This window comes from Chitinophaga sp. (assembly GCF_017745275.1).
In the GTDB taxonomy this organism is placed as follows: domain Bacteria; phylum Bacteroidota; class Bacteroidia; order Chitinophagales; family Chitinophagaceae; genus Chitinophaga.
Map to the genome: position 1 here is coordinate 1,275,586 of NZ_JAGHZS010000001.1, position 23,030 is coordinate 1,298,615.

Consider the following 23,030-nt stretch of genomic DNA (forward strand, 5'->3'; position numbering starts at 1 on the left):
TCTTTCCTGCCAGTGTTGACTATAAAGCAAATGCATTCACATTCCCGGAAAAATCTGCTACATACAGCAATCCGTTAGCAATTGCCATCTCTGCAAATACGGGAGCGCCTGTACGAAAACGGGACACCGCCTTACCGGTTTTCAGATCTGCCATATACACGTACCCATCAGAAGCACCAATGTATACGCGATTGCCAACGCACAATGGCGTAGATTCAATGGTAGCTGAAGAAGGTTGCGTATACGGCGCCGTATAAAACAGTGCTTCTCCCGGTACAAAGCGCCACACCAGTTGTTTGGTATGCCTGTCATATGCGGCCAAACCATTGGTAGCAGTAGATATTAATATCAACTGATCCGTTACCACGGGCGCCGTCATTGTTTTCAACGCATCCTCCACTGCAATACTATCTACCGTGCGGCCGTTTGCAGGATCAATAATATGCAGCCTGTTCAGTCCATGCACATAGAGCTTACCATCATAAAATGCCGGTGTACCACTGCGGAAACGAATTCCTTCATCGCTGCGTTTCCAGCGCAATTTACCGGTATGGAGGTTATGTGCAAACAGGTGATTCCAGTTGGAAGAAGTGACCAGGCAATCGCCTTGCACTGCCATAGCCGCGGGGGTTCCTTCTCCCCCACTCCAATCCTGGTTCGTCCATTTTACCGCTCCGGTCAGGATATCCAATGCCTGCATGTATTTTCCGGCACCAGTGTAGTAGATACCATTTTGTACTACTCCCCCGGAGTTATAAGACGCCAGGCTTTTCATATCACCGGCATGCTGCCAGCGCAGCTTACCGGTGGCTGCTTCCAGCGCATACGTAATTCCTTCCGCGTCGGTAGCCAGCAACAGGTGACTGGCATAGCTAATACTATGTTTAATGGAATTTTTAGTAGGAAACTGCCACACAATTTTACCCGTGCGGGCATCCATCGCAGTAATGCCGCTGTGATGATTACCTTCATCATCCAGGGTACCCACAAATATTTTGCCTTCGGCACATATGGGAGATGATTTCCAGATATTACCACCGGTGTTGGCAGACCATAACAGGTGGAATCCTTTACTGTTATTGCTTACACCCGGCACCACCCCTAAACGCTGTGCATTCTGTAATACTTCCGGCCATACAGGTCCGGTAATGGCAGGTATATTAGTTTTCTCCAGGGAGAAGGTATCCCTTCTGAAGAAAATTTGTCCCGTGCTGGTAGTCGCTTCTACCGTAGAAGTATATACGTTCTTTAACCATGCAGCAGGAACCGCGGTAGTAATAGCCCAGTTCCAATCCGTACGGGGTTGCAGGGGTAACTGCTTCAGTAACTGCCCTTGCTTATTATACAGGCTAAACAGTACCTGCCGGATGTTAGCGGCAGTATGATACGCATTCACACTTACCAGCAATTTGTCGCCCTCAAATGCCACACCGGTAGCCGCCGGCGAAACCTGTGTAAGCTGGTTATCTACATAAGTATAACGTCTTTGCACCGACGAAATTCCATTTTTATCAACACCTATCACATCAAAATTGCTGGCGGAATTATCGATGCCACCATCGGCTGCCGGGGCAGAGCAAAGCGAGCGAATACCGGTATTACCATGCTGTTTGGCAAAGTTAATATGCCAGTGCCCGTAGATCCAGGCTTTCAGGCGATGATCATTCAGGTTAATGCTGTCTTTATCCGTACGGATGGTAAACAGGGTATCATACGTGAGCAGATCATGATTAAAAATAATCACCGGTTTAGCCGGGTCAGTAGCTGCCAGGTCGTTCTTTATCCATTGCAATACATCATCTGCCGTGTAAGAGGGTGCATAGTCGCCATACCACATGGGCGTTACAATAAAATGTGCCGGCCCCGCTTCGAACGAGTAAAATACCGGCCCGAACAACGACTCATATAATGCTTCACCGTAAGGACCTTTCACCAGGTCGTGGTTACCGATGCAATAATATACCGGCACCCCCATGGTGGCGGTATTCACCTGCTTTGCATGGAATTTCATACCATCTTCATAACAGATGTCGCCGGTATGAACCATAAAATCTGCCTGCTCATTCTTTGCATAATCTTTGGCTTCAGTGATCCAGTTATTATACATCGTGGTTTCTGTATCCGTTAACCGTACAAACTTCGCCGCGGTAGTTGTAGCGGATTTTACCGGCATCAGGGCAAAATCATAAGTGGTTTTGCTGCTGTCTGCTTTGAGATAAAACGATTTGGTAAACCGGTAGCCGGCAGGTGTGGTAATAAACACAAACCTGGTTTTAGGCGATGACGGCAAATGAAACCTGCCGTCGCCATCTGTAACGGTAACGGCTACACCGTTAGAAACCTTTACCCCTGCCATTCCTGCCTCTCCGGCATCACAAATATTGTTGCCGTTGCTGTCTGTAAATACTTTCCCGGAAAAGCCCTGGGCCATCACTGTCTGCGTGCACAGCAGCAACAAAGCCGTGCGCATGATACTTTTATACATCTCCATTGTTTTTTGCCTTGTCTGGATATAAATAGCAAAGGGGAAGACCGTAGTCTTCCCCTTTAACTTATTCATCACTTACTTTTCCCAGCCTAAAATCTGTTCCAGTTTACGATTCAACACAATTTGATCTTGCGGTATCGGACGATAATAATACTGAGGCATTTTAAATTCACGGCCGGCACGATCCGCCACAAACATAATATGGCCGCTGGTTCCATTCTCCAGGTAGAAATTCTCCGTCAGGTAATAACGGCCCATATTTTTCTTCTTATCCCACGGAATATTTGCAATAGACGAGGTGTCTGTAGGAGACGGTAAAATAGCAATATCCGGTACGTCGTCACCTGTCATATCGATGGCTCCTATGGCAGGAACATACATTCCTTTAGGTGGTTCATTCAATAATTTACCGGCAGCCCACCTGTTCACATCATTAGCACGTAACCCTTCGCAGGCAGTTTCCACCCTCCTCTCTCTCCTGATTTCCAGGATCACACCTCTATTGGCGCCTGTTACATTTTTATAGGCATCATCCAGTACAGGATCAATCTGGCTGTTAGCCGTAGCCATATTCATAGCAGGCATGTCTACACGGCTACGCAATTTATTAATGGTTTGGTCAATATCAGATTGGGTCAGCTTGCCCTGTTCGGCTTTTGCCTCTGCATAGTTCAGCAATACCTCTGCAAAACGATAGATGGGTAAAGCTGTGTAGTTCAGCTCCCAGCCTTTGCGTAATGCGGGATCGCGGGGATAGAATTTCAACTGATCATAGCCGCCGAGGTTGGGTTTCGCTACATACAACACATCATTCATGGTAGTAGAAAAACCCGGATATGCAATAGTTTCCGCCATACGGGGATCGCGGTTGGCAAAGCTACCCACGAAACCTATTTTATCATAACCTGCGATCGCTGTAAAAGCAGTTCCATCTTTCATCAGGTAACTATTCGCCAGGCTCTGGCTCAGCGACCACACCCAACCCAATACAGTATGCGTATTATTACCTACACCCAGTGAAGCCTGGTAATCGCGCCACTGAAGGATTTCAGGATTATTCTCCAGGGAAGTGCTTACAAATAATGCGCGGTAAGAAGCGGCACCATCACCACTTTTATATATACTGAATTTATTGCTGTTCATGATCTTCTCCGCCGCTGTTACCGCCACATTCAGGAATTTATCTGCACTTCCTTCCAGCTTCAGTTCAGGATGGTATTTACGGAAAGTACCTTCAAACAAACCAAATCTCGACATCAGCGCCAGCGCTGCATACTTGTTTACGCGGGTACCATTACCATCTTTTTCTTTCAGATGGTCTGCTGCATACTGCAGATCGTCCAGTACAGAATCCGCTACCGCAGCACGTGGATCACGGGCTTTATACATAGAACTATCTGTGTCTGACAAGGCGTGACCATACCAGGGTACATCAGAATAGGTGGCTATTTTAGCAAAGTAAAACTTCGCGCGGAAATAACGGGCAACTGCCACGTAATGCGCAATTTCCACGGGATCCCCCTGTGTTTTGTACACGTTATCGAGCATGAAATTCACACGACGGAGTTGATTCCAATCATCCCAGCCCCCAATTGTATTAGGTGTGATAGCACCGCGTACCAGTTTATCCATTTCGCTGCCGGTATAGCTGGAAATGTTATCGGAATTGGCGTCATCATATGGAGAAGAGATCTGTTTATCATAAAACCCATTTACATAGGTAGCCAGATCCGCCGGCGTTTTAAAGAATTGCTCCGGAGAAATTTCCGTTTGTGGATTACGCTGCAGGAAATCCTTGCTACAGGAAGCTGCGGTAATCCCTAATATAGAGAGTGATAATAAAAGCCACTTATTTTTCATGTTGCACATTTTAGAATTCATTAAAAGTTCAGGTTCAGACCACATGAATAGGTTTTCTGATAAGGATACAATGATCCATCCAGGCCTTCCGGATCAATATTCGCTTTCAGGTGAGAGATGGTAAAGATGTTCTCCGCACTGAAGTAGAAACGAACACGGGTAAGCTTGATCCGTTCTGTCAGTTGCTTAGGCAGTGTATAACCTACCGTTACGTTCTTTAAACGGGTATAAGCAGCATTCTGTAAGTAGCGGGTCTGTGGCGCGCCCAACTCTGTAGCATCTTCCGCGATGTAGGACTTCAGGCGTGGGAAATAACCATTTGGATTATCTGGTGTCCAGCGATCCAGGTTGTGCAATTGCACGTTGGTCCATGGCTGCGCATATACCCCCCAGAAATAGTGATTGCTTGCATTAGGATACCAGTCTCTTTTACCAATACCCTGGATCAGCGCACGGATATCAAACCCTTTGAAAGAAGCGGCCAGGTCTACGCTGTAAGGGAAACGTGGCGCATTGTTACCAATAATCTTTCTGTCGCCAGGGTTAGAAACCGTCTTATCGCCATAATTGATCTTGCCGTCATTATTAAGATCTTTAAACTTCAGGTCACCTACATAAAACAGGTAGTTCTGATCATCGGAGCCCACCTCTGTTTGTTTAGCATGTTTATCAATTTCATCCTGGCTTTGGAAGAATCCTTCTGTTACAAGTCCCCAGATATCACCAACTTCCTGTCCTACATAATAGTTCCTGTCTGCAGGATTGCCGGCGTCATAATTTATCAGCGATCCGGTTGGATTGGCGTAACGGGTAATGAAAGAGCGGCTGTCGGCCACCAATAATTTCACACTATAGTTGAAAGGATCCTTACCAATGTTAAACTGATCTCTCCAGGATAAGGTCATTTCCCAACCACGTGTTTTCAGGTCTGCTGAGTTAGTCCTGGGTGGTTTGGCACCATATACGCCTGGTAATTCCTGGCTTTTCGCAAACATGCCATTGGTATAACGGGTATAACGGTCATAGCTAAACGACAATCTTTCTTTCAGGAAACTCAGGTCGATACCTCCATTAATGGTTTTCACCGTCTGCCAGGTATAAGTAGCAGTTACAGGGGTAGGATCATATACTGCTATTGGTTGTTTACCATCCAGAATAGTGGTGATGTTACCTGGTTTCATCAATGACATGTAACCATATTCAGACCATTGCTGATCTCCCAGGGTACCATAAGAACCACGAAGTTTCAGGAAATCCAGTCCTGCTGCTTGTTTTACCCCCTCAAAAAATCTCTCTTTCGAAACTACCCAGGCGGCAGATGCTGATGGGAAGAAGCCCCAGCGGTTATCTGTGCGGAAGCGGGAAGATCCGTCGTTACGGGCATTCAGCTCCAGGATATACTTATCATCAAACGTATAGTTCAGGCGATAGTAAACACCTCTCACTGCCCAGTCGGCAATATGCTGTTCCTGTTTAATCAGGCCAGTAGTTAACTGTGATGTAGGCAGGCTCGAGCTGATTAATCCATTTGCTGTCAGGAAGAAGTTATTATAGTAGTGATATTCCTGGTTAAACCCAACCAGGGCGCCTACAGCATGTTTCTTATTGAATGTTTTATGAAAATCAGTATACACGTTATATACGTTATACTTCACGTCATTGCTGCTATTAGACGCGGAAGACAGGTTATTACTGGTATAGCTGAAAGGTTGATTAGGACCGGTGCGATAAGCTACCGGAACACTGAATCCTTTACCTACGTTATTACCGCGTCTCCAGGTGGCATCAGCTTTCAGGGTCCATACATCTTTAATCAATCCCAGCTCTGCGTTCAGGGTGGTCATAAACTCGCTCCAGGTATCCATTTTGCGGCCACCACTCTGTAATACGCCCAGCAGGTTAGCGCCGTCTGATGTCCAGGTGCCGTCCGGGTTATGTGGTACTGATAAAGAAGGCGTACGGTTTGCCTGGTGGAAAAAAGAGTTATTCGTACCTGCACCGGTATAAGGTGCGTTATCTGCAGTACTGGTAGCAAAAGGCTGGTCATACTTTGTATTGGTATACATAGTATTGGTACCCAGCTTAAAGCGGTCATTAAAAGTATAGGTAGCTTTAGCACGCAGGTTGTAACGTTCGTATTTATCGGGATTATTACGCAGCATACCATCTTGCGAATAATATTCTCCGGATAAATAATAATTCAATTTTTCATCGCCGCGGGACACGCTGAAATTAGCGGTATAGGCAGGTGCTGACTTGTTATATACTTCATGCAGCCAGTCTGTTTCTCCATAATAGCTCCATGCTTTGGGATCATTTGGATTAACAATCACTCTTGGAAGAGAGGGATCTTTCTGCAATTTCGCCGCATAATCCCTGTCAGACTGTGGATAGAGATTATACAATGGCGTAGCTGCATCATGTTTATACTGCATAACCGTGAGTGGATCGGTGGTCATTTTAGGAACCAGGCCCAGTGTACGTACGGCATAGTTGGTATTGGCAGTTACGGCAATGCGGCCGTCTTTACCTGATTTAGTGGTAATCAACACCACCCCGAAAGCGGCACGGGCACCGTAAATGGCAGCAGCCGCCGCGTCTTTCAGTACGGTTACGCTTTGAATATCCGCAGGGTTAATCCGGGATACTTCTTCACTGGTGAATGGAATATTATCTACCAGGATAAACGGATCACCACCATTGATAGAGGTCATACCACGCAGGTTAAACTTCTGCGCAGAAGAAGCCCGGCCATCGGAGTTGGTGATGTTCAGGTTCGGGATCAATCCCTGCAAACCGCTGCCCACATTGGTGATAGGGCGGCTTTCCAGTTCTTTACCAGAGATAGCATCTACCGCACCACTGAGGTTAATTCTTTTTTGCTTACCATAACCCACTACCACTACTTCATTTAAACCACTGGAATTGGCTTTCATGGAGATGTTGTAATGTTGATCTGCTTTGGCGGTCAGCTGTACGGTTTCGTAGCCTACATAGGAGAACTCCAGTATGGCGTTTTCCGGCGCTTCCAGGGAGAAGCGGCCATTTTCGTCGGTATGTGCGCCATGGGTGGTACCTTTTACCAATACGGTTACACCAATCAGCGGATTACCGGCATCATCGGTCACCCTACCTTTTATGTTAACATTCAGCACTTTATCTCCTGCCTCCACAATCACAACCAGGTTGTCCTTCATTACTTTATAGTCTAACGAAGTACCTGCCAGTGCATTATCCAGGATTTCCCGTACAGGCGCATCCTTCATGCTGATGGATATCTTCTTATCCGGAATGATGGCGTTCTTATACAGGAAAGTATAATCGCTCTGCTTTCCGATGATCGTCAGGAGTTTGGCAATGTTGATATTCTTATAATCAACACTGATCTTCTCCTGGGAAAATCCATGTGCGCTCAATTGCAGAAAACCTGCACAAAGCAATACAGAAGTTAATTTCATACTTAGTAACAATTTCCTCATACGCCGACGGGGAATATGAGAAGGCCACCAATGACTTTTTTTCATAAATTTGTTTCGTTAGGTTAAATAATTAGGCCATTACCAGATTGTGTGGATCGGTTTAGTTGTTTTAGCCGGCAAATTTGAAAGGGGAATGTTCGAGCATTTCCCTTTTTTTATTTGCAGACCGCCATAAAAAAAGTAATATGATTTATGTGTCTAAAAGATGTTTACCATATGTCAATAACATTTTCCTTACTATTCACTTCATAATGAAATCCAGACGTTAACTGCAATGCCTGCAGAATGCCGTCTATGCTTTGTTTGCGGAAGGCGCCACTAAATACTTCATTTTTATACCGGTCATTTTTAAACCGTATAGTTACATTGTACCAGCGCTCCAGGTCGTGCGACAGCTGTTCAAAAGTGATTTTATCAAAATCAAAACGATCATTCATCCAGGCGGTGGTGGGGCTGTTAATTGCTGCATCTCCCTCCTGGATTACCTTTACAGGCGTAATGGTGTAATTGCTATTGTTGTTGGCATTGGCTGCTTTTACAGGTAAAGCAGTGTTATTATTTTTATCGATGATTAGTTTTTGTTCCGGTTGTAATACCACCACCTTATGTCCGCCGGAAGCTGACTTTTCAGGAAAACTAACTTCTACTTTTCCACTCAGCAAAGTGGCTTCCACCGTGGCATCTTCGGCATATGCCTTTACATTAAATACAGTTCCCAATACTTTGATATTGGCATGTTCTGTTTGAATGATAAAAGGATGTTGCGGATCATGTTTCACATCAAAAAACGCTTCTCCCACCAGGTTTACTTCCCGGTCGCCATTCAGGAATTTCGTTACATCATAACGTAAATGACTGCATGCATTCAATACTACGCTGGTGCCATCCGGCAATACCACGGCCGTTTTCGAACCATTTTTAGTGACCACCTCGTTGCGCAGATTCTGGTTCCGCGGATGTTGCCAAACACTGTAAGCTGTTACCAGCACTGCAATGCAGGCTGCTACTCCCATCACTTTCTTCCATGGGAACATCCGTCTTTCTTTTGCCGGCTCAGCTGTTGCCATCAGGCGGTCTATATTAGACAATCCTTCCTGCAATAAATGCTGTTCTTCAGCAGCAGTAAAGCCATTCCCTTCTCTTAATACCTGGATATCTTCTACAATGGTATACGCGTAATGAAGTCCGGGAAATTCCAGCAGCAGTGCTTCCAGTTCTGTCAACTCCTCCGGAGAAGCCTCCCCTGCAAGTTTCCTGGCCAGTAAAATATTTATCCGGTGTTCTTCCTTCATCTAATTTTTTCGAGTTACAACAGAAGGACGAAAAGAAATTGAAAAACCCCCAAAAGAATTTTAAAAATAATTTTGGGTTCATTTAACAGGGGCTACCAGCAGGCATCAGGCGAGAATACTATCAATTTATCATGAAATAACATCAGTTTTGAAAAGATAACGTGATAATTATTTTTGTTAACTTTAGCGTAATCTACGTTATATAATTTGCAACCATTATCAGCGGACAAAGGAATGGATGAGTCTACAATAAGTGAACTATTCAATAATATCACAGCGAACAATGATCAGGCAGCCTTCCGGGCTTTCTACAATCATTTCTTCGTGACCTTACTCCGTTTCTCCTACACGCTCACACATTCCAAAGAAACAGCCGAAGAAATTACCAACGATGTTTTCATGCATTGCTGGGAAAAACGTACCTCGCTTTCTCACATCAAAAATCCGCAGGTCTATTTATTTGTCATCGCTAAAAACAAATCGATCGATCACCTCCGTAAACAGGCTTCCTCCCGGCAGGTAGTTTTTGAAGAAGAAGAAAAAATGGAAATCGCGTTCGACAGCAATCCGGAACAACTGATGATTTCCGCAGAGATGGTACGTAAAATGGAATTTGCCATTCAACAACTTCCTCCCAAATGCAAAATGGTATTTACGTTGATTAAGCAAAACGGGATGAAATACAAAGAGGTGGCCACAGTATTAAACCTCTCCGTTAAAACAGTGGAAAATCAACTGGCCATTGCCATGAAACGCTTAACTGCTACGGTAAACTTCACCCTGGGCACTACTCCTAAACCCGTAAAATAATTACGCCTGGTTTCCCTGTAACAAGGCTGGAAGCTCTTCTTTTCAGCAATTCTGATAGGGACATGTAATTTACGTATATACGTAATCGTTAGTAACTACCGATTGAATGAGTTGTTGCCGTTCGTACACCTCTGCCTGTGTAACGGGCAATTCTGCCAATACATTTATCAATGCCCCGCGGGCGCTGATATTACCGGCAGTACCAAATAAGGGAAGTAGTTGTTTTTCTTGGATGAGAATTACGAATTTATAGGGAAGATGATAAACGCGATTGATAACTTTCGTTTATATCTCCTCACAAATCCGTAATTCCTAATTTTTCTTAATAGGCTAATAATTCTTTGATAGCTGCTTCCACTTTTTCTGCAGTAGGCAGCATAGCTGCTTCCAGGCCGGTGTTCAAAGGTACGGCTGGCAGGTCCATAGCGCCCATGGTAAATATGGGAGCATCCAGGTAACGGAAGCAGGCTTTTTGAATCCGTCCGGCAAGTGCCTGTGCAAAGGAGTTATTGAGTTGTTCTTCTGTAAGGATCAAACACTTTCCATGTTGTTGCACCATATCAAATACCAGTGCTTCATCCAATGGGAACAGGGTACGCAGGTCTACAATGGTAACATTACCCGGATATGCTTTGGCAGCGGCTTTTGCCCAATATACACCCATGCCATAAGTAATGATACAGATGGCGTTGCCCTGTGCAATATCTTTAGGATGCGCATGTAATACTACATTTCCTTTCCCCATCGGCAATACATAATCGGCGGCAGGTTCTACCATCATGGCGTCCAGCGTGCCTGGTACCTTGCTCCAGTAAAGACCTTTGTGTTCCAGCATCACCACCGGGTTGGGATCAAGGAAAGCGGCCTTCATTAAACCTTTCATGTCGGCAACATTGGAAGGATATACCACCTTAATACCTTTAATAGTCAGTAAAGTAGATTCCACGCTGCCGGAATGATAAGGTCCACCGCCGCCGTAGGCGCCAATAGGCACACGGATCAGCGTTTGTACCGGATATTTACCATTACTTAAATAGCATGATTTGGATATTTCGGTTACCAGTTGATTGAATCCGGGATAGATGTAATCCGCAAACTGTACTTCCACAATAGGCTTTACGCCTACGGCAGAAAGCCCTGCAGTAGCGCCTATAATATACGCTTCCTGTATCGCGGTGTTATACACACGATGGCTGCCGAATTTATCACCAAGGGTAGCTGCTTCGCGGAAAACGCCTCCCAGTCTGCGTCCTACGTCCTGTCCAAAAAATATGGCTTCCGGGTATTGTTGCATAATTTCTTCTACCGCGTGTAAGGCGGCATCTACCATCACTACCTTTGTTTTATTGTCGGGAGTGCGGGTACCACTTTCTTCCGTAATAGCAGCAGGTGCAAATACGTGTTCCTGCACCGTTTCAGGCGAAGGTTCGGGTGCAGCCACTGCTTTATCAAAAGCGATTTTTATATCGGTAGCAGCCTGCTGAGCAATGCGATCCAGTTCTTCATCAGTAACACCATGCTTTTGCAACAGTGCTTTTAATTTAGGCAGCGGATCATTGGCTGCATGTTTTTCCAGGTCTTCCGCTGTACGATACCATTCTTTCCTTACCCCGGAGGTATGGTGGCCCAACAAAGGCACATTGGCTTGTACCAATATAGGGCGACGTTCATGACGCACATAGTGGATAGCCGTTTCCATAGCGGCATAGCTGGCGGTAAAGTCACTACCGTCTACCCGCATACGCTCCAGCCCATTAAAACCAGCGGCGTATTCATAGGCATCCATGGTGCGTACTTCCGCTGCAGTAGCAGAAATGCCCCAGTCGTTGTCCTGTACCAGGTATATAATGGGTAATTGTTTCAATACAGCAAACTGAAAGGCTTCGCTTACCTCTCCTTCTGTTACGCTGCCATCTCCCAGTGAACACAATACTACCGGCAATTCTTTGTCGGGTCCGGCTTTCAGCAGTTCCGAATGAATTTGTTCCAGGTATTGTATGCCTTGTGCCATACCGGTGGTTGGAATCACCTGCATGCCAGTGGCGCTGCTTTGGTGGGGGATTTGCGGCTTATTGGCCTCGCGGCTGTTAGGATGGCTGTAATAAGATCTTCCGGCTGAAAAGGGATCATCTGCTTTGGCCAACAATTGTAACATCAGCTCATAGGGGGTAAACCCCATGGCCAATAACATGCTCTCATCCCGGTAGTAAGGGCTTACAAAGTCCCATGGCCGCAATTGCAGGCCTGTGGCAATTTGTATAGCTTCATGACCGCGGGAGGTGGAGTGAACATATTTGCAGGTGGCCCGGTTGGCTTCATAGGTGGCGGCCATTTGACCTGCTTCACACATCAGACGCCAGGCGGTTAATAATTCAGCCAGTTCGCCACTGTTACGCTCCTGATTAACAGCGGGCGCTTTTAAAGTTGAAACGCTTGTGCTATCTTTAAACACAATAAGACTGTTTTGGTGATGATGGTGATTTAAAAGCAATAGTTGCCATAGCAACAGTTGCTAATGCAAACATAATTAATATGACTGATACTTTCGTCAGTAATCCCTCTTTTTTTAAGTTGGATGCTACGCTTAAAAAATTGCGCAACTACTGGCAAAAAACGTTCGATGCCCAACAGAAGGACATCACAGTGGATCAATGGCTGCTAATAGAGAACCTCTATAAGCATAAAAAAACTACTCATAACGAACTGGCGCGTAATACTTCCAAGGATATTACCACCATCTCCCGCATTATAGAATTACTGGTAAAAAAAGGACTGGTAAAAAGGGAAACCGATGCGCTGGACCGCCGCAAGGTGTATTTACAGCTAACGCCGGAAGGTGTGGATAAATATAAAGACGTGAAATCGCTGGTATATGATATGCGGAAAATTGGCTGGAAAACACTCACAGAAGCCGATTATTCGGAGCTGACCCGGATCCTGGATACTATTTACGCCAACATTCCTTCTTAACACTAAAAGCCTTTAAAAAGGCTGATTTTCGACTGAATTTTCCGTTTAAAAGATATATTTCAACATTTCACCAAAAGAATTGGCGAAGAATGCAGGGTAAAAACTGCATTTCTTCGCCAATTCTTATGTTGGTAAAAACGGGAAAAGTTTACTTCACAGAAAACTCCAGCAGGCTGTCATCTTCTATAAAAGCTTCAAACCCATCTCCAATTTGAGTAGGTCCTACGCCGGCAGGGGTACCGGTAAAGATCAGGTCACCAATATTGAGGGTAAAGAACCGGGAAATATAAGCGACCAGGTAGTCGAAAGAAAACAAGAGGTCCTGGGTATTACCTGACTGGGCCAATGTTTTGTTTTTGTATAAACAGAAGTTGATATCTTTTTTGTCCATTTCCGGGGTAATGGGAATAAAATTGCCTACCACGGCGGAGTTGTCGAAAGCTTTGGCAATTTCCCAGGGTAAGCCTTTGGCTTTCTGCTTTTCCTGCAGATCACGGGCGGTAAAATCGATTCCTACAGAAATGTGATCATAGTATTTATCAGCAAACTTCTCCTGTATATGCTTACCATTTTTGCTGACTCTCAACACCAGCTCACATTCATAATGAAGGTTGGTTGTAAATTCAGGGTAGTAGAAAGGATGACCATTCTGCAGTAATGCATTCTTTGGCTTCATGAACAATACGGGTTCATCAGGCACTTCGTTCTTTAACTCTTTGGCATGGTCGGCATAATTCCTGCCTACGCAAATAATTTTCATAATGCGCTTTTTTTTAAAGATAAAAAAACAACCAGGTATCGGTGATGTAACTACAACTGGAAAGTGAGTTTATTGCACTCATTCATAGTACGGGCAATACCGATACTGGCGAAACTCTCTATAATTTCTGTGCTTTTATTAATTTTCTCCTGTACTACCGCTTCTTCCACATTTTTCCATTTGCTGAGTACGAAATCTACCTGACGGCCTTTGGGATAGTTGTTACCTACGCCAAAACGCAGTCGCGGATACTGGTTGGTGCCCAATGATTCCTGGATACTTTTCAAACCGTTATGCCCGGCATCGCTGCCACCGGGGCGCAACCGGATCACTTCTATTGGAAGTGCCAGGTCATCGAGAATCACCAACAGGTTTTCAATAGGAATTTTCTCCTTATCCATCCAGTATTTCACCGCACGGCCGCTGAGGTTCATGTAAGTAGTAGGTTTAATCACAATAAAGGTTTTGCCTTTCCATTTACATTCCGCTACATCCGCCAGGCGATCATTATTGAAAACTGCGTTATGCTTGGCAGCAAATGCATCTGCTACATCAAACCCAATATTATGGCGGGTATGTTTGTATTCGTCTCCGATATTGCCTAATCCTGCAATTAAGTATTTCATTTGAGAAAAATTACGAATTACAAATTACGAATTACGGAGTTGAGAGAAGATAATTACGGAAGATCTTCCCGAAAATCCGTAATTCGTAATTTGTAATTCGTAATTCTAAACTAAAAAGCCCCTCTAAAAGTAGAGAGGCTTTTTGGAAAAATATTTCTAAAAGATTATTTCTTTTTAGCGTCTTTTTCAGCAGTAGCTTCTTCCTGACGCAGCTGACGGGTCATTACCACAGAAGCGATAGGAATACGTGGAGAGTTAGTGATTTCAACACCTTCCAGTTTCACGTCTTCAACGCGGATGTTACCGTTCAGCTCCAGGTTCTCGATGTTAACTTCGATGTTTTCTACCAGGTGCTTAGGCAAAGTTTTAACTTTCAGTGCTTTCAGTTTGCTCACCAGTTTACCACCAGCTTTAACACCTACAGAAGAACCTACCAGTTTAATTGGAATAGTTACATTCACTTGTTTGTCTTCTACCAGCTCCATGAAATCGATGTGAGCGAGTGCGTCAGTAACTACGTCAAACTGCATATCTTTCAATACGCATCTGTAAGTTTTAGCGCCCAGTTTAATTTCTGCGATCTGGAAAGCAGCAGTGTAAACCAGGTTTTTGAATGCTTTTGCAGGAGCTGAAAAATTAACAGTTTCTGCACCCCCGTAAATAACGCAAGGCACTTTTTCCTCAGAACGGATCTGGCGGGTGGCTTTTTTGCCGAATTCGCTCCTGAGTTGTCCTTCGATGGTTATTGTTTTCATTGTTTAGACAATTTATATTGATGATTAAAAATACTTCTTATTCTCCCCGGCGATGACTGTGAATAAACAGGCTGGTGATAGACTTGTTTTCGTGCATGTTACGAATAGCTACCGCAAACAGCTCTGCTACTGAAATCACCTTTATCTTGGAATCGGGCCCCTGCGGTTTGATAGGAATGGTATCACATACCACTATCTCCTGCAGTACTGAGTTCTGGATATTTTCGTACGCATTTCCGCTAAATACGGGGTGCGTACAAAATGCACGTACACTTCTGGCGCCTTTTTCCTTTAACAGGTTAGCGGCTTTGGAAAGGGTACCTGCAGTATCACAGATATCGTCAATGAGCACAATGTCCCTGTTTGTTACGTCTCCAATTACTACCATGGATGCGATTTCATTGGCACGCTTACGATGTTTGTCGCAAATCACCATTTCCGCATTAAAGTAAGAGGCTACTTCACGTACTCTGTTAGTACTTCCTACGTCAGGGGACGCAAAGGTAAGGTTTTCCAGCCTTAAATTCTCTATATAAGGAATAAAAATAGCGGAACTATCGAGGTGGTCCACCGGGATATCGAAGAAACCCTGGATCTGCGGAGCATGTAAATCCATGGTTATCACTCTGTTAGCACCTGCAGAGGTCAGCAAATTAGCGACCAGTTTAGAGCCGATGGCTACACGGGGTTTGTCCTTTCTATCCTGGCGGGCATATCCGAAATAAGGAATTACGGCGGTAATGTAGCCGGCGGAAGCACGTTTGGCGGCATCAATCATCAGTAATAGTTCCAGCAGGTTATCTGATGGAGCACTGGTGCCCTGGATGAGAAAAACATAGTCGCCACGGATACTTTCCAGGAATACCGGCTGAATTTCGCCATCACTGAATTTCTGGATTTTTACTTTGCCAAGACCGCCATTAAGACCCTTGCCATATTTCTTGGCAATTTTCTCGGCCAATGCCGGATTACTGTTGCCTGTGAAAATTTTTACTGAAGGTTGCATACTAGATACTAGTGGAAAAGAGGTTGCAAAACTATGATTTTTGGGTGTACCAGCCTGATTTTTTTTAAAACAACTATCATATAGTTATTTTAAAACAACTATAACATGCATTCTTTCAATTGGATCGGAAAGGTAAAAGCTCCCGAAAAATTCTCATAACGATCGGTACCCAATATAACAATTTTATAACGATCAGAAGAATATAGAATAAAAAAATGGGGGTGTGGCAGGAAAAAACCGGGGGAAGAGAAGTATATTTGAGTAAATGGAATAAGTCATGTTTGTAACCCTCGAACCAGCCCCCCATCTGGCCATTCGTCATTGGCCGGAAAATGAAAAGCCCAGAGAAAAATTAATGAATACCGGTGCTGCCACCCTCAGCGATGCAGAGCTACTGGCCATTCTATTGCATACCGGCCATAAGCACAAATCTGCCCTGGAATTAGCCACAGAAATACTACGCCTGGTACATAACAATCTCGCTGAACTGGGAAAAATCAATGTGAAACAGCTGCAAAAGCTCCGTGGAATGGGCCACGCCAAAGCAGTCACTGTTTTAGCAGCCATGGAACTGGCCCGCAGACGGCAAGCCGGCGCCATCCATAAGAAAAGCATTATCAGATGCGGTGCAGACGCCGCCCTGTATTTTAAACCCCTGCTCGCCGATCAATGTCATGAATCTTTTCATGTGATGTTTCTCAACCACGCCAATAAAGTGCTGAAACACCGCTGTATGAGCAGTGGCGGCATGACCAGCACCGTAGTAGATACCCGCATCATTTTCCGCGAAGCCCTCGACACCAACGCTACCAAGTTATTACTCTGCCATAACCACCCATCCGGTAGCCTCCGCCCCAGCCAGGCAGATATCCACATTACGCGCAAAATAAAAGACGTGGGAGGCCTCTTCGATATTGATGTAATGGACCATATCATTGTTTCTGAAACCGGCTATTGCAGCCTTGTGGAAGAAGGAATGATATGAGATGATGATATTTGTTTACTTTCGCGAATATTTATTCATTTCCATATGCTCAAAATAGGACTCTTCGGCGTAGGACACTTAGGTAAAATACACCTCTCTCAACTAGCCACTATGAAAGACGTAGAAGTGATCGGCTTCTATGATCCAAACAATGCAAATGCAGCCAGTATCTCCGAGCAATATAATATTCCGCGCTTCACCGTGGCGGAAGAACTCATACAGTTGGTAGATGCCATCGATATTGTGGCCCCTACCACCCTGCACTTTAAATTATGTGAACAAGCCATCCGGAACGGCAAACACATATTTGTGGAAAAACCCATGACCAACACCATGGATGAAGCTAAAACACTGGTAAAACTGGTGGATGAAGCCAATATCAAATTCCAGGTGGGCCATGTGGAAAGATTCAACCCCGCCTTCCTGGCACTCAAAGGGTACGATCTTAAACCCATGTTTATTGAAGTACATCGCCTGGCTGAATTCAATCCACGCGGCACCGATGTAAGTGTCATCCTTGATCTGATGATCCATGATATCGACATCATCCTGAGCATCGTGAAATCTACCGTGAGCCGTATTTCTGCCAGCGGCGTAGCCGTAATGAGCGACACACCGGATATCGCCAACGTACGCATCGAATTCCATAATGGTTGCGTAGCTAATCTTACCTCCAGCCGCATCTCGCTGAAGAAAATGCGCAAAATGCGCCTCTTCCAGAAAGACGCTTATATCGGCATTGACTTCCTCGATAAAAAAGCAGAGATCATCAAACTCAAAACACCGGAAGATGAAGGCCTGTTTACCCTGGATATCGAAACCAACAATGGCAAAAAAACCATTGCGATCGATAACCCGGAAATTAAACAGTCCAACGCTATCCGCATGGAACTGGAAATGTTCCGCGACAGCATCCTGCAAAATAAACCAGTAGCCGTAAATGCGATCGATGGGCTGCAGGCAATGGATGTTGCCCACCAGATTTTAGCGAAAATAAATAAAGGACTGTCTGAAACAGCCGCCGCCAAATAATTAGTGATTGTAACAAAAGCCGCCGTCTGCCCGTTTTCATAGCTCAACCAATAATTATGAAACGTATATTCTTTGTGCTGACGGCGGCCCTGGTTTTATCTTCCTGCTTTAAAGATCCACCTACTGTATCCGCCTATATGTGGTACAAAGAAACACTTTGTAACGACCCATGGGGCAAAGCATTAACCACCAAAAGTGACACCGTAGCTGCCTGGCTCACCAAACAAAATATCAAATTTGAATACGTTACCATCCAGGGAGAAATATTCCAGGGTGCAGCCAATGTTACAAAATGCGACACCTTCACCAACCGTTTGATTAGTGCCCATATTCTGTATGCTGACACCACAAAAGCAACGGCAGCAGGCTTCAGAAGTCGCTAAGTCAAAATAATCTTACGCAATGGCCTGCCTGTCTTTCAACAACGCTTCCGCAATCGTGAGATCCAGTGGTTTGGTAATTTTAATATTAGACTCCTCTCCTGCCACCAGGTACACAGGATGTCCCAGTCGCTCCACTACCGTGGCTTCATCCGTAAACAACGGATCATAAGGCAGTTCAAAAGCAGGCAGAATTAATTCCGAGAGAAAGGTTTGAGGGGTTTGAATGATTTTAAAACGATCACGGTCCACAGCGGCATTATTGCTGCCTGCTATTTCCCGGATACTATCTTTCATATCCACTACCGGAATAGCGCTACCATGGCTGATAGCAGTGTCATAACAGTGACGGATCAACGTAGGAGACACCAACGGGCGAACGCCGTCATGCACAAACACCACCGATGGTGTGGTGACTTGCTGCAAGCCGTTTTTTACAGAATGGAAACGGGTTTCGCCTCCCTTTACAAGAGTAACAGCTGGCCGGTGTTCAAAGGCGGATAATATATCGTTGGCAAAAGTGAAATGGGCTTCCGGTAGTACCAATACAATTTCCATATCCGGAAAAGCAGTGGCGAAAGCAGCAATAGTGTGGTATAGTACAGGTTTTCCTGACAGGTTCAGAAACTGTTTTGGGACAGCGCTCTGCATCCGGGTACCGGAGCCTCCGGCAACAATGATGGCTACTTTTTTATATTCCATATAAGAAGGAATTACGAATTTCAAATTACGAATTACGGATTTGTGAGTAGATAGCAGCGAAGATTGTATTCGCGTTTACTGTCTACCAACAAATCCGTAATTCGTAATTTGAAATTCGTAATTTTTTTAAACGATCAACATGGCATCGCCATAGCTGAAGAAACGGTATTTTTCCTTAATCGCCTGTTGATAAGCTTCCATTACCAGGTCATATCCTGCAAAAGCGCAGGTCATGATCAGTAAGCTGGTCTTAGGCAGGTGGAAGTTAGTTACCATTGCATTTGGAATAGCAAATTCGTAAGGCGGATGAATGAACGTGTTTGTCCATCCTTCAGCAGCCTTCAGGTGGTTTTGCGCAGTCACAGAAGATTCCACCGCACGAACAGAGGTAGTACCGATCGCGCAGATTTTGCGGTTCTCTTCCTTCGCTTTGTTCACCACTTTCACAGCATGATCTTCAATGTGGAAATACTCCGCATCCATTTTGTGCTTGCTCAGGTCTTCTACCTCGATAGGACGGAAAGTACCTAAACCAGTGTGCAGCGTTACTTCTGCAAACTTAACACCTTTGATTTCCAAACGCTTGATCAACTCGCGGCTGAAGTGCAAACCGGCAGTAGGTGCAGCTACAGCGCCTTCGTATTTGGCATACACCGTTTGATAACGCTCTTTATCTTCATCTTCCGGCTTACGTTTAATATACTTAGGCAACGGCGTTTCACCCAGCTGATCTAACACCTGTTTGAACTCATCATCATTACCCTCAAATAAAAAACGAATAGTACGGCCTCTGGAAGTAGTGTTATCAATTACTTCTGCCACCAACGTTTCGTCATCGCCAAAATACAATTTGTTGCCTACACGAATTTTACGGGCCGGGTCAACAATTACATCCCACAGGCGGTTTTGCTTGTTCAGCTCACGCAGCAGGAATACCTCAATTTTTGCTCCTGTCTTTTCTTTACGACCATACAATCTCGCAGGGAATACCTTCGTATTGTTCACAATCATTACGTCCTTGTCGTTGAAATAACCGAGGATGTCTTTGAATACTTTGTGCTCAATTTTGCCGGTATTACGATGTACCACCATTAAACGTGATTCATCTCTTGTCTTGCTTGGGTGCTGGGCGATCAGATTTAAAGGAAGATCGAATTTGAACTGTGATAGTTTCATATTACGGTATGAATGAATTTTTAGAGGTGCAAAGCTACCGATTAATATCAACATCATCAAAAAATGATATAAAACACATATTAATCAGGTAATTATACATTACATTCCTTTCGGAATAGCCGCAATCAGTTGTCGCGTATAAGGATCCTGCGGATGATTATAAACCGCATCTGCCGCCCCCATTTCTACTATTTTCCCCCGCTGCATCACCATCATCCGGTCGCTGATAAACCGTACCACCGACAAATCATGGGAAATAAAAATACAAGTGAAGCCCAGCTCCTCCCGTAAACGGATCAGCAAATTCAGCACCTGCGCCTGTATACTCACGTCCAGCGCTGCTACCGATTCATCACAGATAATAAAGGATGGCTCTACTGCCAATGCCCGGGCAATCACAATCCGCTGCCGTTGCCCACCTGAAAACTCGTGTGGATAACGCTGATAATAATCCGCCGGCAAGTTCACCTTCTCCAGTAAGGCTACTACTCTTTCCTTCCGGGTACGTTCATTTCCATACAAGCCATGTACCTGCATGGGCTCCAGGATAGCTGTACCAATAGTTTGACGCGGATTCAGCGAAGCATATGGGTCCTGGAAAATCAATTGCATATCCTTGCGCAATGCCCGCATTTCTCCCGGCGACAAGCTGCCGATGTCCTGTCCTTTATAAATAATTTGTCCGGCAGTGGGAGGAATTAATCTGAGCAAAGACCTGCCCAAAGTAGTTTTACCACAGCCTGATTCTCCCACCAGTCCCAGGGTTTCACCGGTTTTCACTTCAAAGCTCACATCATCTACCGCCTTTGACCATTGCAACACCTTGCCGGTAATGCTTTTCTTCACCGGGAACCAGGTTTTAAGTCCGGTTACCTGCAACAATGGCGGGGCCGCCGCCAGTTGTTGCTCCCGTTGTTGCAATACTGCAGGAGGAATCACCAGGGAACGTACTAATTCCTGTATAGCGCCGGCTTTTTCGTATATCTGTCCCTGTGAGTCTGTTTCCATGAAGTCACGAATCACCGGAAGCCGCACCAAACGCTTATCCAATGGAGGCCTGCAAGCCAGGAGTCCTTTGGTATAAGGGTGTTGAGGATGCTGAAACACCGCTTTCACATCTCCCGTTTCTACAATATTTCCTTTATACATCACCACTACCCTGCTGGCAATTTCAGCCACTACACCCAGGTCGTGCGTAATGAAGATCACGCTCATATCCATTTGTTGCTGTAGCTCCCGGAGTAATTCCAGGATTGCCTTCTGCACCGTTACATCCAGGGCGGTAGTAGGTTCATCAGCTATCAGCAGGCGGGGGTGACAGGAAATAGCCATCGCAATCATGACCCGTTGTTTTTGTCCACCGGACAACTCATGCGGATAACGATTCATGATGCCGGCAGGATCCGGTAGTTTAACTTTTTCGAAAAGGGCTATCACCTGTTCACGGGTAGCGGCACGGGTGGGATGGTTGTGCAGGCGAATGGCTTCCGCCACCTGGTCGCCGCAGGTATGTAGCGGGTTAAGGGCCGTCATTGGCTCCTGGAATATCATGGCAATTTCATTGCCCCGGTAGCTGCGCATGTCTGCAGCAGGCAGTTGTAGCAGGTCTACTGCTACTTCCCCTGTTGCCTGGTACAGGATTTTTCCTCCGGAGATGACGCCTGGCAATTCTATCAGTCGCATGAGCGAAAGTGCGGTTACGGATTTACCGGAACCGGATTCTCCTACTACGCCCACGATTTCTCCTTTACCAATGGAAAGGGAAATCTGATTAACAGCTGTTGTTGTTGTGGGGCCTGACCGAAAAGTAACGGCCAGGTCCTGTATCTCTACCCGCGTGGAAAGCATAGCGGGAAGATACAACAATTCTAAAAACGCAGGTGCTTCACGGTTTGGTGACTATCGATCAGCTTCTGCAAAGAGTCGATCCCCACTTTCAGGTGACGTTCCACATATTTGGTGGTTACCTTTTTGTCGCTTTCTTCCGTTTTCACGCCTTCCGGCACCATGGGTTGGTCAGATACGAGCAATAAAGCGCCGGTAGGAATTTTATTATAGAAGCCTACTGAGAAAATAGTGGCGGTTTCCATATCCACCGCCATCGCCCTGATTTTTTCCAGGTATTGCTTAAATTCTGCATCATGTTCCCATACGCGGCGGTTAGTGGTATAGCAGGTACCTGTCCAATAATCGTAACCGGAGTCACGGATAGTGGTGGAAATAGCCTTCTGCAGGGCAAATGCGGGCAGTGCAGGTACTTCCGGCGGGAAATAGTCGTTGCTGGTACCTTCCCCCCGAATGGCTGCGATAGGCAGTATCAGGTCGCCGATGTTATTTTTCTTTTTCAACCCGCCGCATTTTCCGAGGAATAATACTGCTTTGGGAGAGATGGCAGATAAGAGGTCCATCACGGTAGCCGCGCCGGGACTTCCCATCCCGAAGTTAATGATGGTAATATCTCCTGCAGTAGCGCATTGCATAGGTTTACCGGCGCCAACGATTTCAACGTTGTTCCATTCGGCAAACATAGTCACATAGTTACTGAAATTGGTGAGGAGGATGTGGGACCCGAAGCGGTCCAGTTTCTCACCCGTGTAGCGAGGCAGCCAATTAGCTACAATTTCTTCTTTTGTCTTCATAGCCTTTTGACAAGCAAATATAAGGTTTTGTTCGCTAACGGCAATATTATCCTAATGTGACTATCTTCGC

The 23,030-nt window shown here is 45.2% G+C and carries 18 protein-coding genes; 5 read left to right on the forward strand and 13 right to left on the reverse strand.

Annotated features, from left to right (window positions below):
• Positions 1-19: 19 nt before the first annotated feature.
• From J7623_RS05150 to J7623_RS05165, 4 genes are all read right to left on the reverse strand, one after another.
• Complete coding sequence (locus J7623_RS05150; RefSeq protein ID WP_291917956.1) at positions 20-2,485, reverse strand: PQQ-binding-like beta-propeller repeat protein; 2,466 nt, start codon at positions 2,483-2,485, stop codon at positions 20-22.
• Positions 2,486-2,563: 78 nt separating this feature from the next.
• Positions 2,564-4,348: a RagB/SusD family nutrient uptake outer membrane protein gene (locus J7623_RS05155; RefSeq protein WP_291917959.1), complete on the reverse strand. Its 1,785-nt coding sequence runs from the start codon at positions 4,346-4,348 to the stop codon at positions 2,564-2,566.
• 20 nt (positions 4,349-4,368) lie between these two features.
• On the reverse strand, positions 4,369-7,806 hold the full coding sequence (locus J7623_RS05160; protein ID WP_291917963.1) for a SusC/RagA family TonB-linked outer membrane protein: 3,438 nt from the start codon (positions 7,804-7,806) through the stop codon (positions 4,369-4,371).
• Positions 7,807-8,036: 230 nt separating this feature from the next.
• Positions 8,037-9,119, reverse strand: coding sequence for a FecR domain-containing protein (locus J7623_RS05165; protein ID WP_291917968.1), 1,083 nt, complete (start codon positions 9,117-9,119; stop codon positions 8,037-8,039).
• Positions 9,120-9,326: 207 nt separating this feature from the next.
• Between J7623_RS05165 and J7623_RS05170 the strand changes: the two genes are divergently transcribed.
• Entirely contained in the window at positions 9,327-9,929 is a 603-nt protein-coding gene (locus tag J7623_RS05170; RefSeq protein ID WP_291917971.1) for an RNA polymerase sigma-70 factor, read from the forward strand.
• 322 nt (positions 9,930-10,251) lie between these two features.
• On the opposite strand, the gene J7623_RS05175 is transcribed toward J7623_RS05170, so the two are convergent.
• Positions 10,252-12,381 (reverse strand): thiamine pyrophosphate-dependent enzyme, encoded by a 2,130-nt coding sequence (locus tag J7623_RS05175; protein ID WP_291917973.1) that lies wholly within the window; start codon positions 12,379-12,381, stop codon positions 10,252-10,254.
• Between the two features lie 80 nt (positions 12,382-12,461).
• On the opposite strand from J7623_RS05175, the gene J7623_RS05180 reads away from it, so the two are divergent.
• Positions 12,462-12,899, forward strand: a complete 438-nt coding sequence (locus J7623_RS05180) for a MarR family winged helix-turn-helix transcriptional regulator (protein WP_291917976.1) — start codon at positions 12,462-12,464, stop codon at positions 12,897-12,899.
• Between the two features lie 148 nt (positions 12,900-13,047).
• Here the strand turns inward: J7623_RS05180 and J7623_RS05185 are convergent, their stop codons facing one another.
• From J7623_RS05185 to J7623_RS05200, 4 genes are all read right to left on the reverse strand, one after another.
• Entirely contained in the window at positions 13,048-13,659 is a 612-nt protein-coding gene (locus J7623_RS05185; RefSeq protein WP_291917978.1) for a fumarylacetoacetate hydrolase family protein, read from the reverse strand.
• A 50-nt stretch (positions 13,660-13,709) separates the two neighbouring features.
• A complete protein-coding gene (gene pth / locus J7623_RS05190; RefSeq protein WP_291917981.1) occupies positions 13,710-14,285 on the reverse strand; it encodes an aminoacyl-tRNA hydrolase in 576 nt (191 codons plus the stop codon).
• Positions 14,286-14,449: 164 nt separating this feature from the next.
• Positions 14,450-15,040: a 50S ribosomal protein L25 gene (locus tag J7623_RS05195; protein ID WP_291917984.1), complete on the reverse strand. Its 591-nt coding sequence runs from the start codon at positions 15,038-15,040 to the stop codon at positions 14,450-14,452.
• A gap of 37 nt (positions 15,041-15,077) precedes the next feature.
• Entirely contained in the window at positions 15,078-16,046 is a 969-nt protein-coding gene (locus J7623_RS05200; protein ID WP_291917987.1) for a ribose-phosphate pyrophosphokinase, read from the reverse strand.
• A gap of 277 nt (positions 16,047-16,323) precedes the next feature.
• Between J7623_RS05200 and radC the strand changes: the two genes are divergently transcribed.
• Genes radC through J7623_RS05215 form a run of 3 tightly spaced genes read left to right on the forward strand, consistent with a single transcriptional unit; the run spans position 16,324 to position 18,446 of the window.
• Complete coding sequence (gene radC, locus J7623_RS05205; RefSeq protein ID WP_291917989.1) at positions 16,324-17,031, forward strand: DNA repair protein RadC; 708 nt, start codon at positions 16,324-16,326, stop codon at positions 17,029-17,031.
• Positions 17,032-17,076: 45 nt separating this feature from the next.
• Positions 17,077-18,063 (forward strand): Gfo/Idh/MocA family oxidoreductase, encoded by a 987-nt coding sequence (locus tag J7623_RS05210; RefSeq protein ID WP_291917991.1) that lies wholly within the window; start codon positions 17,077-17,079, stop codon positions 18,061-18,063.
• 56 nt (positions 18,064-18,119) lie between these two features.
• Positions 18,120-18,446 (forward strand): lipoprotein, encoded by a 327-nt coding sequence (locus J7623_RS05215; RefSeq protein WP_291917994.1) that lies wholly within the window; start codon positions 18,120-18,122, stop codon positions 18,444-18,446.
• A gap of 12 nt (positions 18,447-18,458) precedes the next feature.
• Here the strand turns inward: J7623_RS05215 and J7623_RS05220 are convergent, their stop codons facing one another.
• The 4 genes from J7623_RS05220 to J7623_RS05235 all read right to left on the reverse strand — a co-directional run bounded on the left by J7623_RS05220 (position 18,459) and on the right by J7623_RS05235 (position 22,960).
• Positions 18,459-19,145, reverse strand: a complete 687-nt coding sequence (locus tag J7623_RS05220) for a 2-C-methyl-D-erythritol 4-phosphate cytidylyltransferase (RefSeq protein WP_291917996.1) — start codon at positions 19,143-19,145, stop codon at positions 18,459-18,461.
• 126 nt (positions 19,146-19,271) lie between these two features.
• Positions 19,272-20,321 carry a tRNA preQ1(34) S-adenosylmethionine ribosyltransferase-isomerase QueA gene (gene queA, locus J7623_RS05225; RefSeq protein ID WP_291917999.1) on the reverse strand — a complete coding sequence of 350 codons (1,050 nt, stop codon included), beginning with the start codon at positions 20,319-20,321 and terminating at the stop codon, positions 19,272-19,274.
• A 99-nt stretch (positions 20,322-20,420) separates the two neighbouring features.
• Complete coding sequence (locus J7623_RS05230) at positions 20,421-22,169, reverse strand: ABC transporter ATP-binding protein (RefSeq protein WP_291918003.1); 1,749 nt, start codon at positions 22,167-22,169, stop codon at positions 20,421-20,423.
• Between the two features lie 20 nt (positions 22,170-22,189).
• Positions 22,190-22,960: an AMP nucleosidase gene (locus J7623_RS05235; protein ID WP_291918004.1), complete on the reverse strand. Its 771-nt coding sequence runs from the start codon at positions 22,958-22,960 to the stop codon at positions 22,190-22,192.
• Between the last annotated feature and the right edge of the window lie 70 nt (positions 22,961-23,030).

Bases quoted from the DNA above. Each gene is read 5' to 3' on its own strand.
- J7623_RS05150 (WP_291917956.1), bottom strand. From the start codon at position 2,485: ATGTATAAAAGTATCATGCGCACGGCTTTGTTGCTGCTGTGCACGCAG.
- J7623_RS05155 (WP_291917959.1), bottom strand. From the start codon at position 4,348: ATGAAAAATAAGTGGCTTTTATTATCACTCTCTATATTAGGGATTACC.
- J7623_RS05160 (WP_291917963.1), bottom strand. From the start codon at position 7,806: ATGAAATTAACTTCTGTATTGCTTTGTGCAGGTTTTCTGCAATTGAGC.
- J7623_RS05165 (WP_291917968.1), bottom strand. From the start codon at position 9,119: ATGAAGGAAGAACACCGGATAAATATTTTACTGGCCAGGAAACTTGCA.
- J7623_RS05180 (WP_291917976.1), top strand. From the start codon at position 12,462: ATGACTGATACTTTCGTCAGTAATCCCTCTTTTTTTAAGTTGGATGCT.
- J7623_RS05185 (WP_291917978.1), bottom strand. From the start codon at position 13,659: ATGAAAATTATTTGCGTAGGCAGGAATTATGCCGACCATGCCAAAGAG.
- pth (WP_291917981.1), bottom strand. From the start codon at position 14,285: ATGAAATACTTAATTGCAGGATTAGGCAATATCGGAGACGAATACAAA.
- J7623_RS05195 (WP_291917984.1), bottom strand. From the start codon at position 15,040: ATGAAAACAATAACCATCGAAGGACAACTCAGGAGCGAATTCGGCAAA.
- J7623_RS05200 (WP_291917987.1), bottom strand. From the start codon at position 16,046: ATGCAACCTTCAGTAAAAATTTTCACAGGCAACAGTAATCCGGCATTG.
- radC (WP_291917989.1), top strand. From the start codon at position 16,324: ATGTTTGTAACCCTCGAACCAGCCCCCCATCTGGCCATTCGTCATTGG.
- J7623_RS05210 (WP_291917991.1), top strand. From the start codon at position 17,077: ATGCTCAAAATAGGACTCTTCGGCGTAGGACACTTAGGTAAAATACAC.
- J7623_RS05215 (WP_291917994.1), top strand. From the start codon at position 18,120: ATGAAACGTATATTCTTTGTGCTGACGGCGGCCCTGGTTTTATCTTCC.
- J7623_RS05220 (WP_291917996.1), bottom strand. From the start codon at position 19,145: ATGGAATATAAAAAAGTAGCCATCATTGTTGCCGGAGGCTCCGGTACC.
- queA (WP_291917999.1), bottom strand. From the start codon at position 20,321: ATGAAACTATCACAGTTCAAATTCGATCTTCCTTTAAATCTGATCGCC.
- J7623_RS05230 (WP_291918003.1), bottom strand. From the start codon at position 22,169: ATGCTTTCCACGCGGGTAGAGATACAGGACCTGGCCGTTACTTTTCGG.
- J7623_RS05235 (WP_291918004.1), bottom strand. From the start codon at position 22,960: ATGAAGACAAAAGAAGAAATTGTAGCTAATTGGCTGCCTCGCTACACG.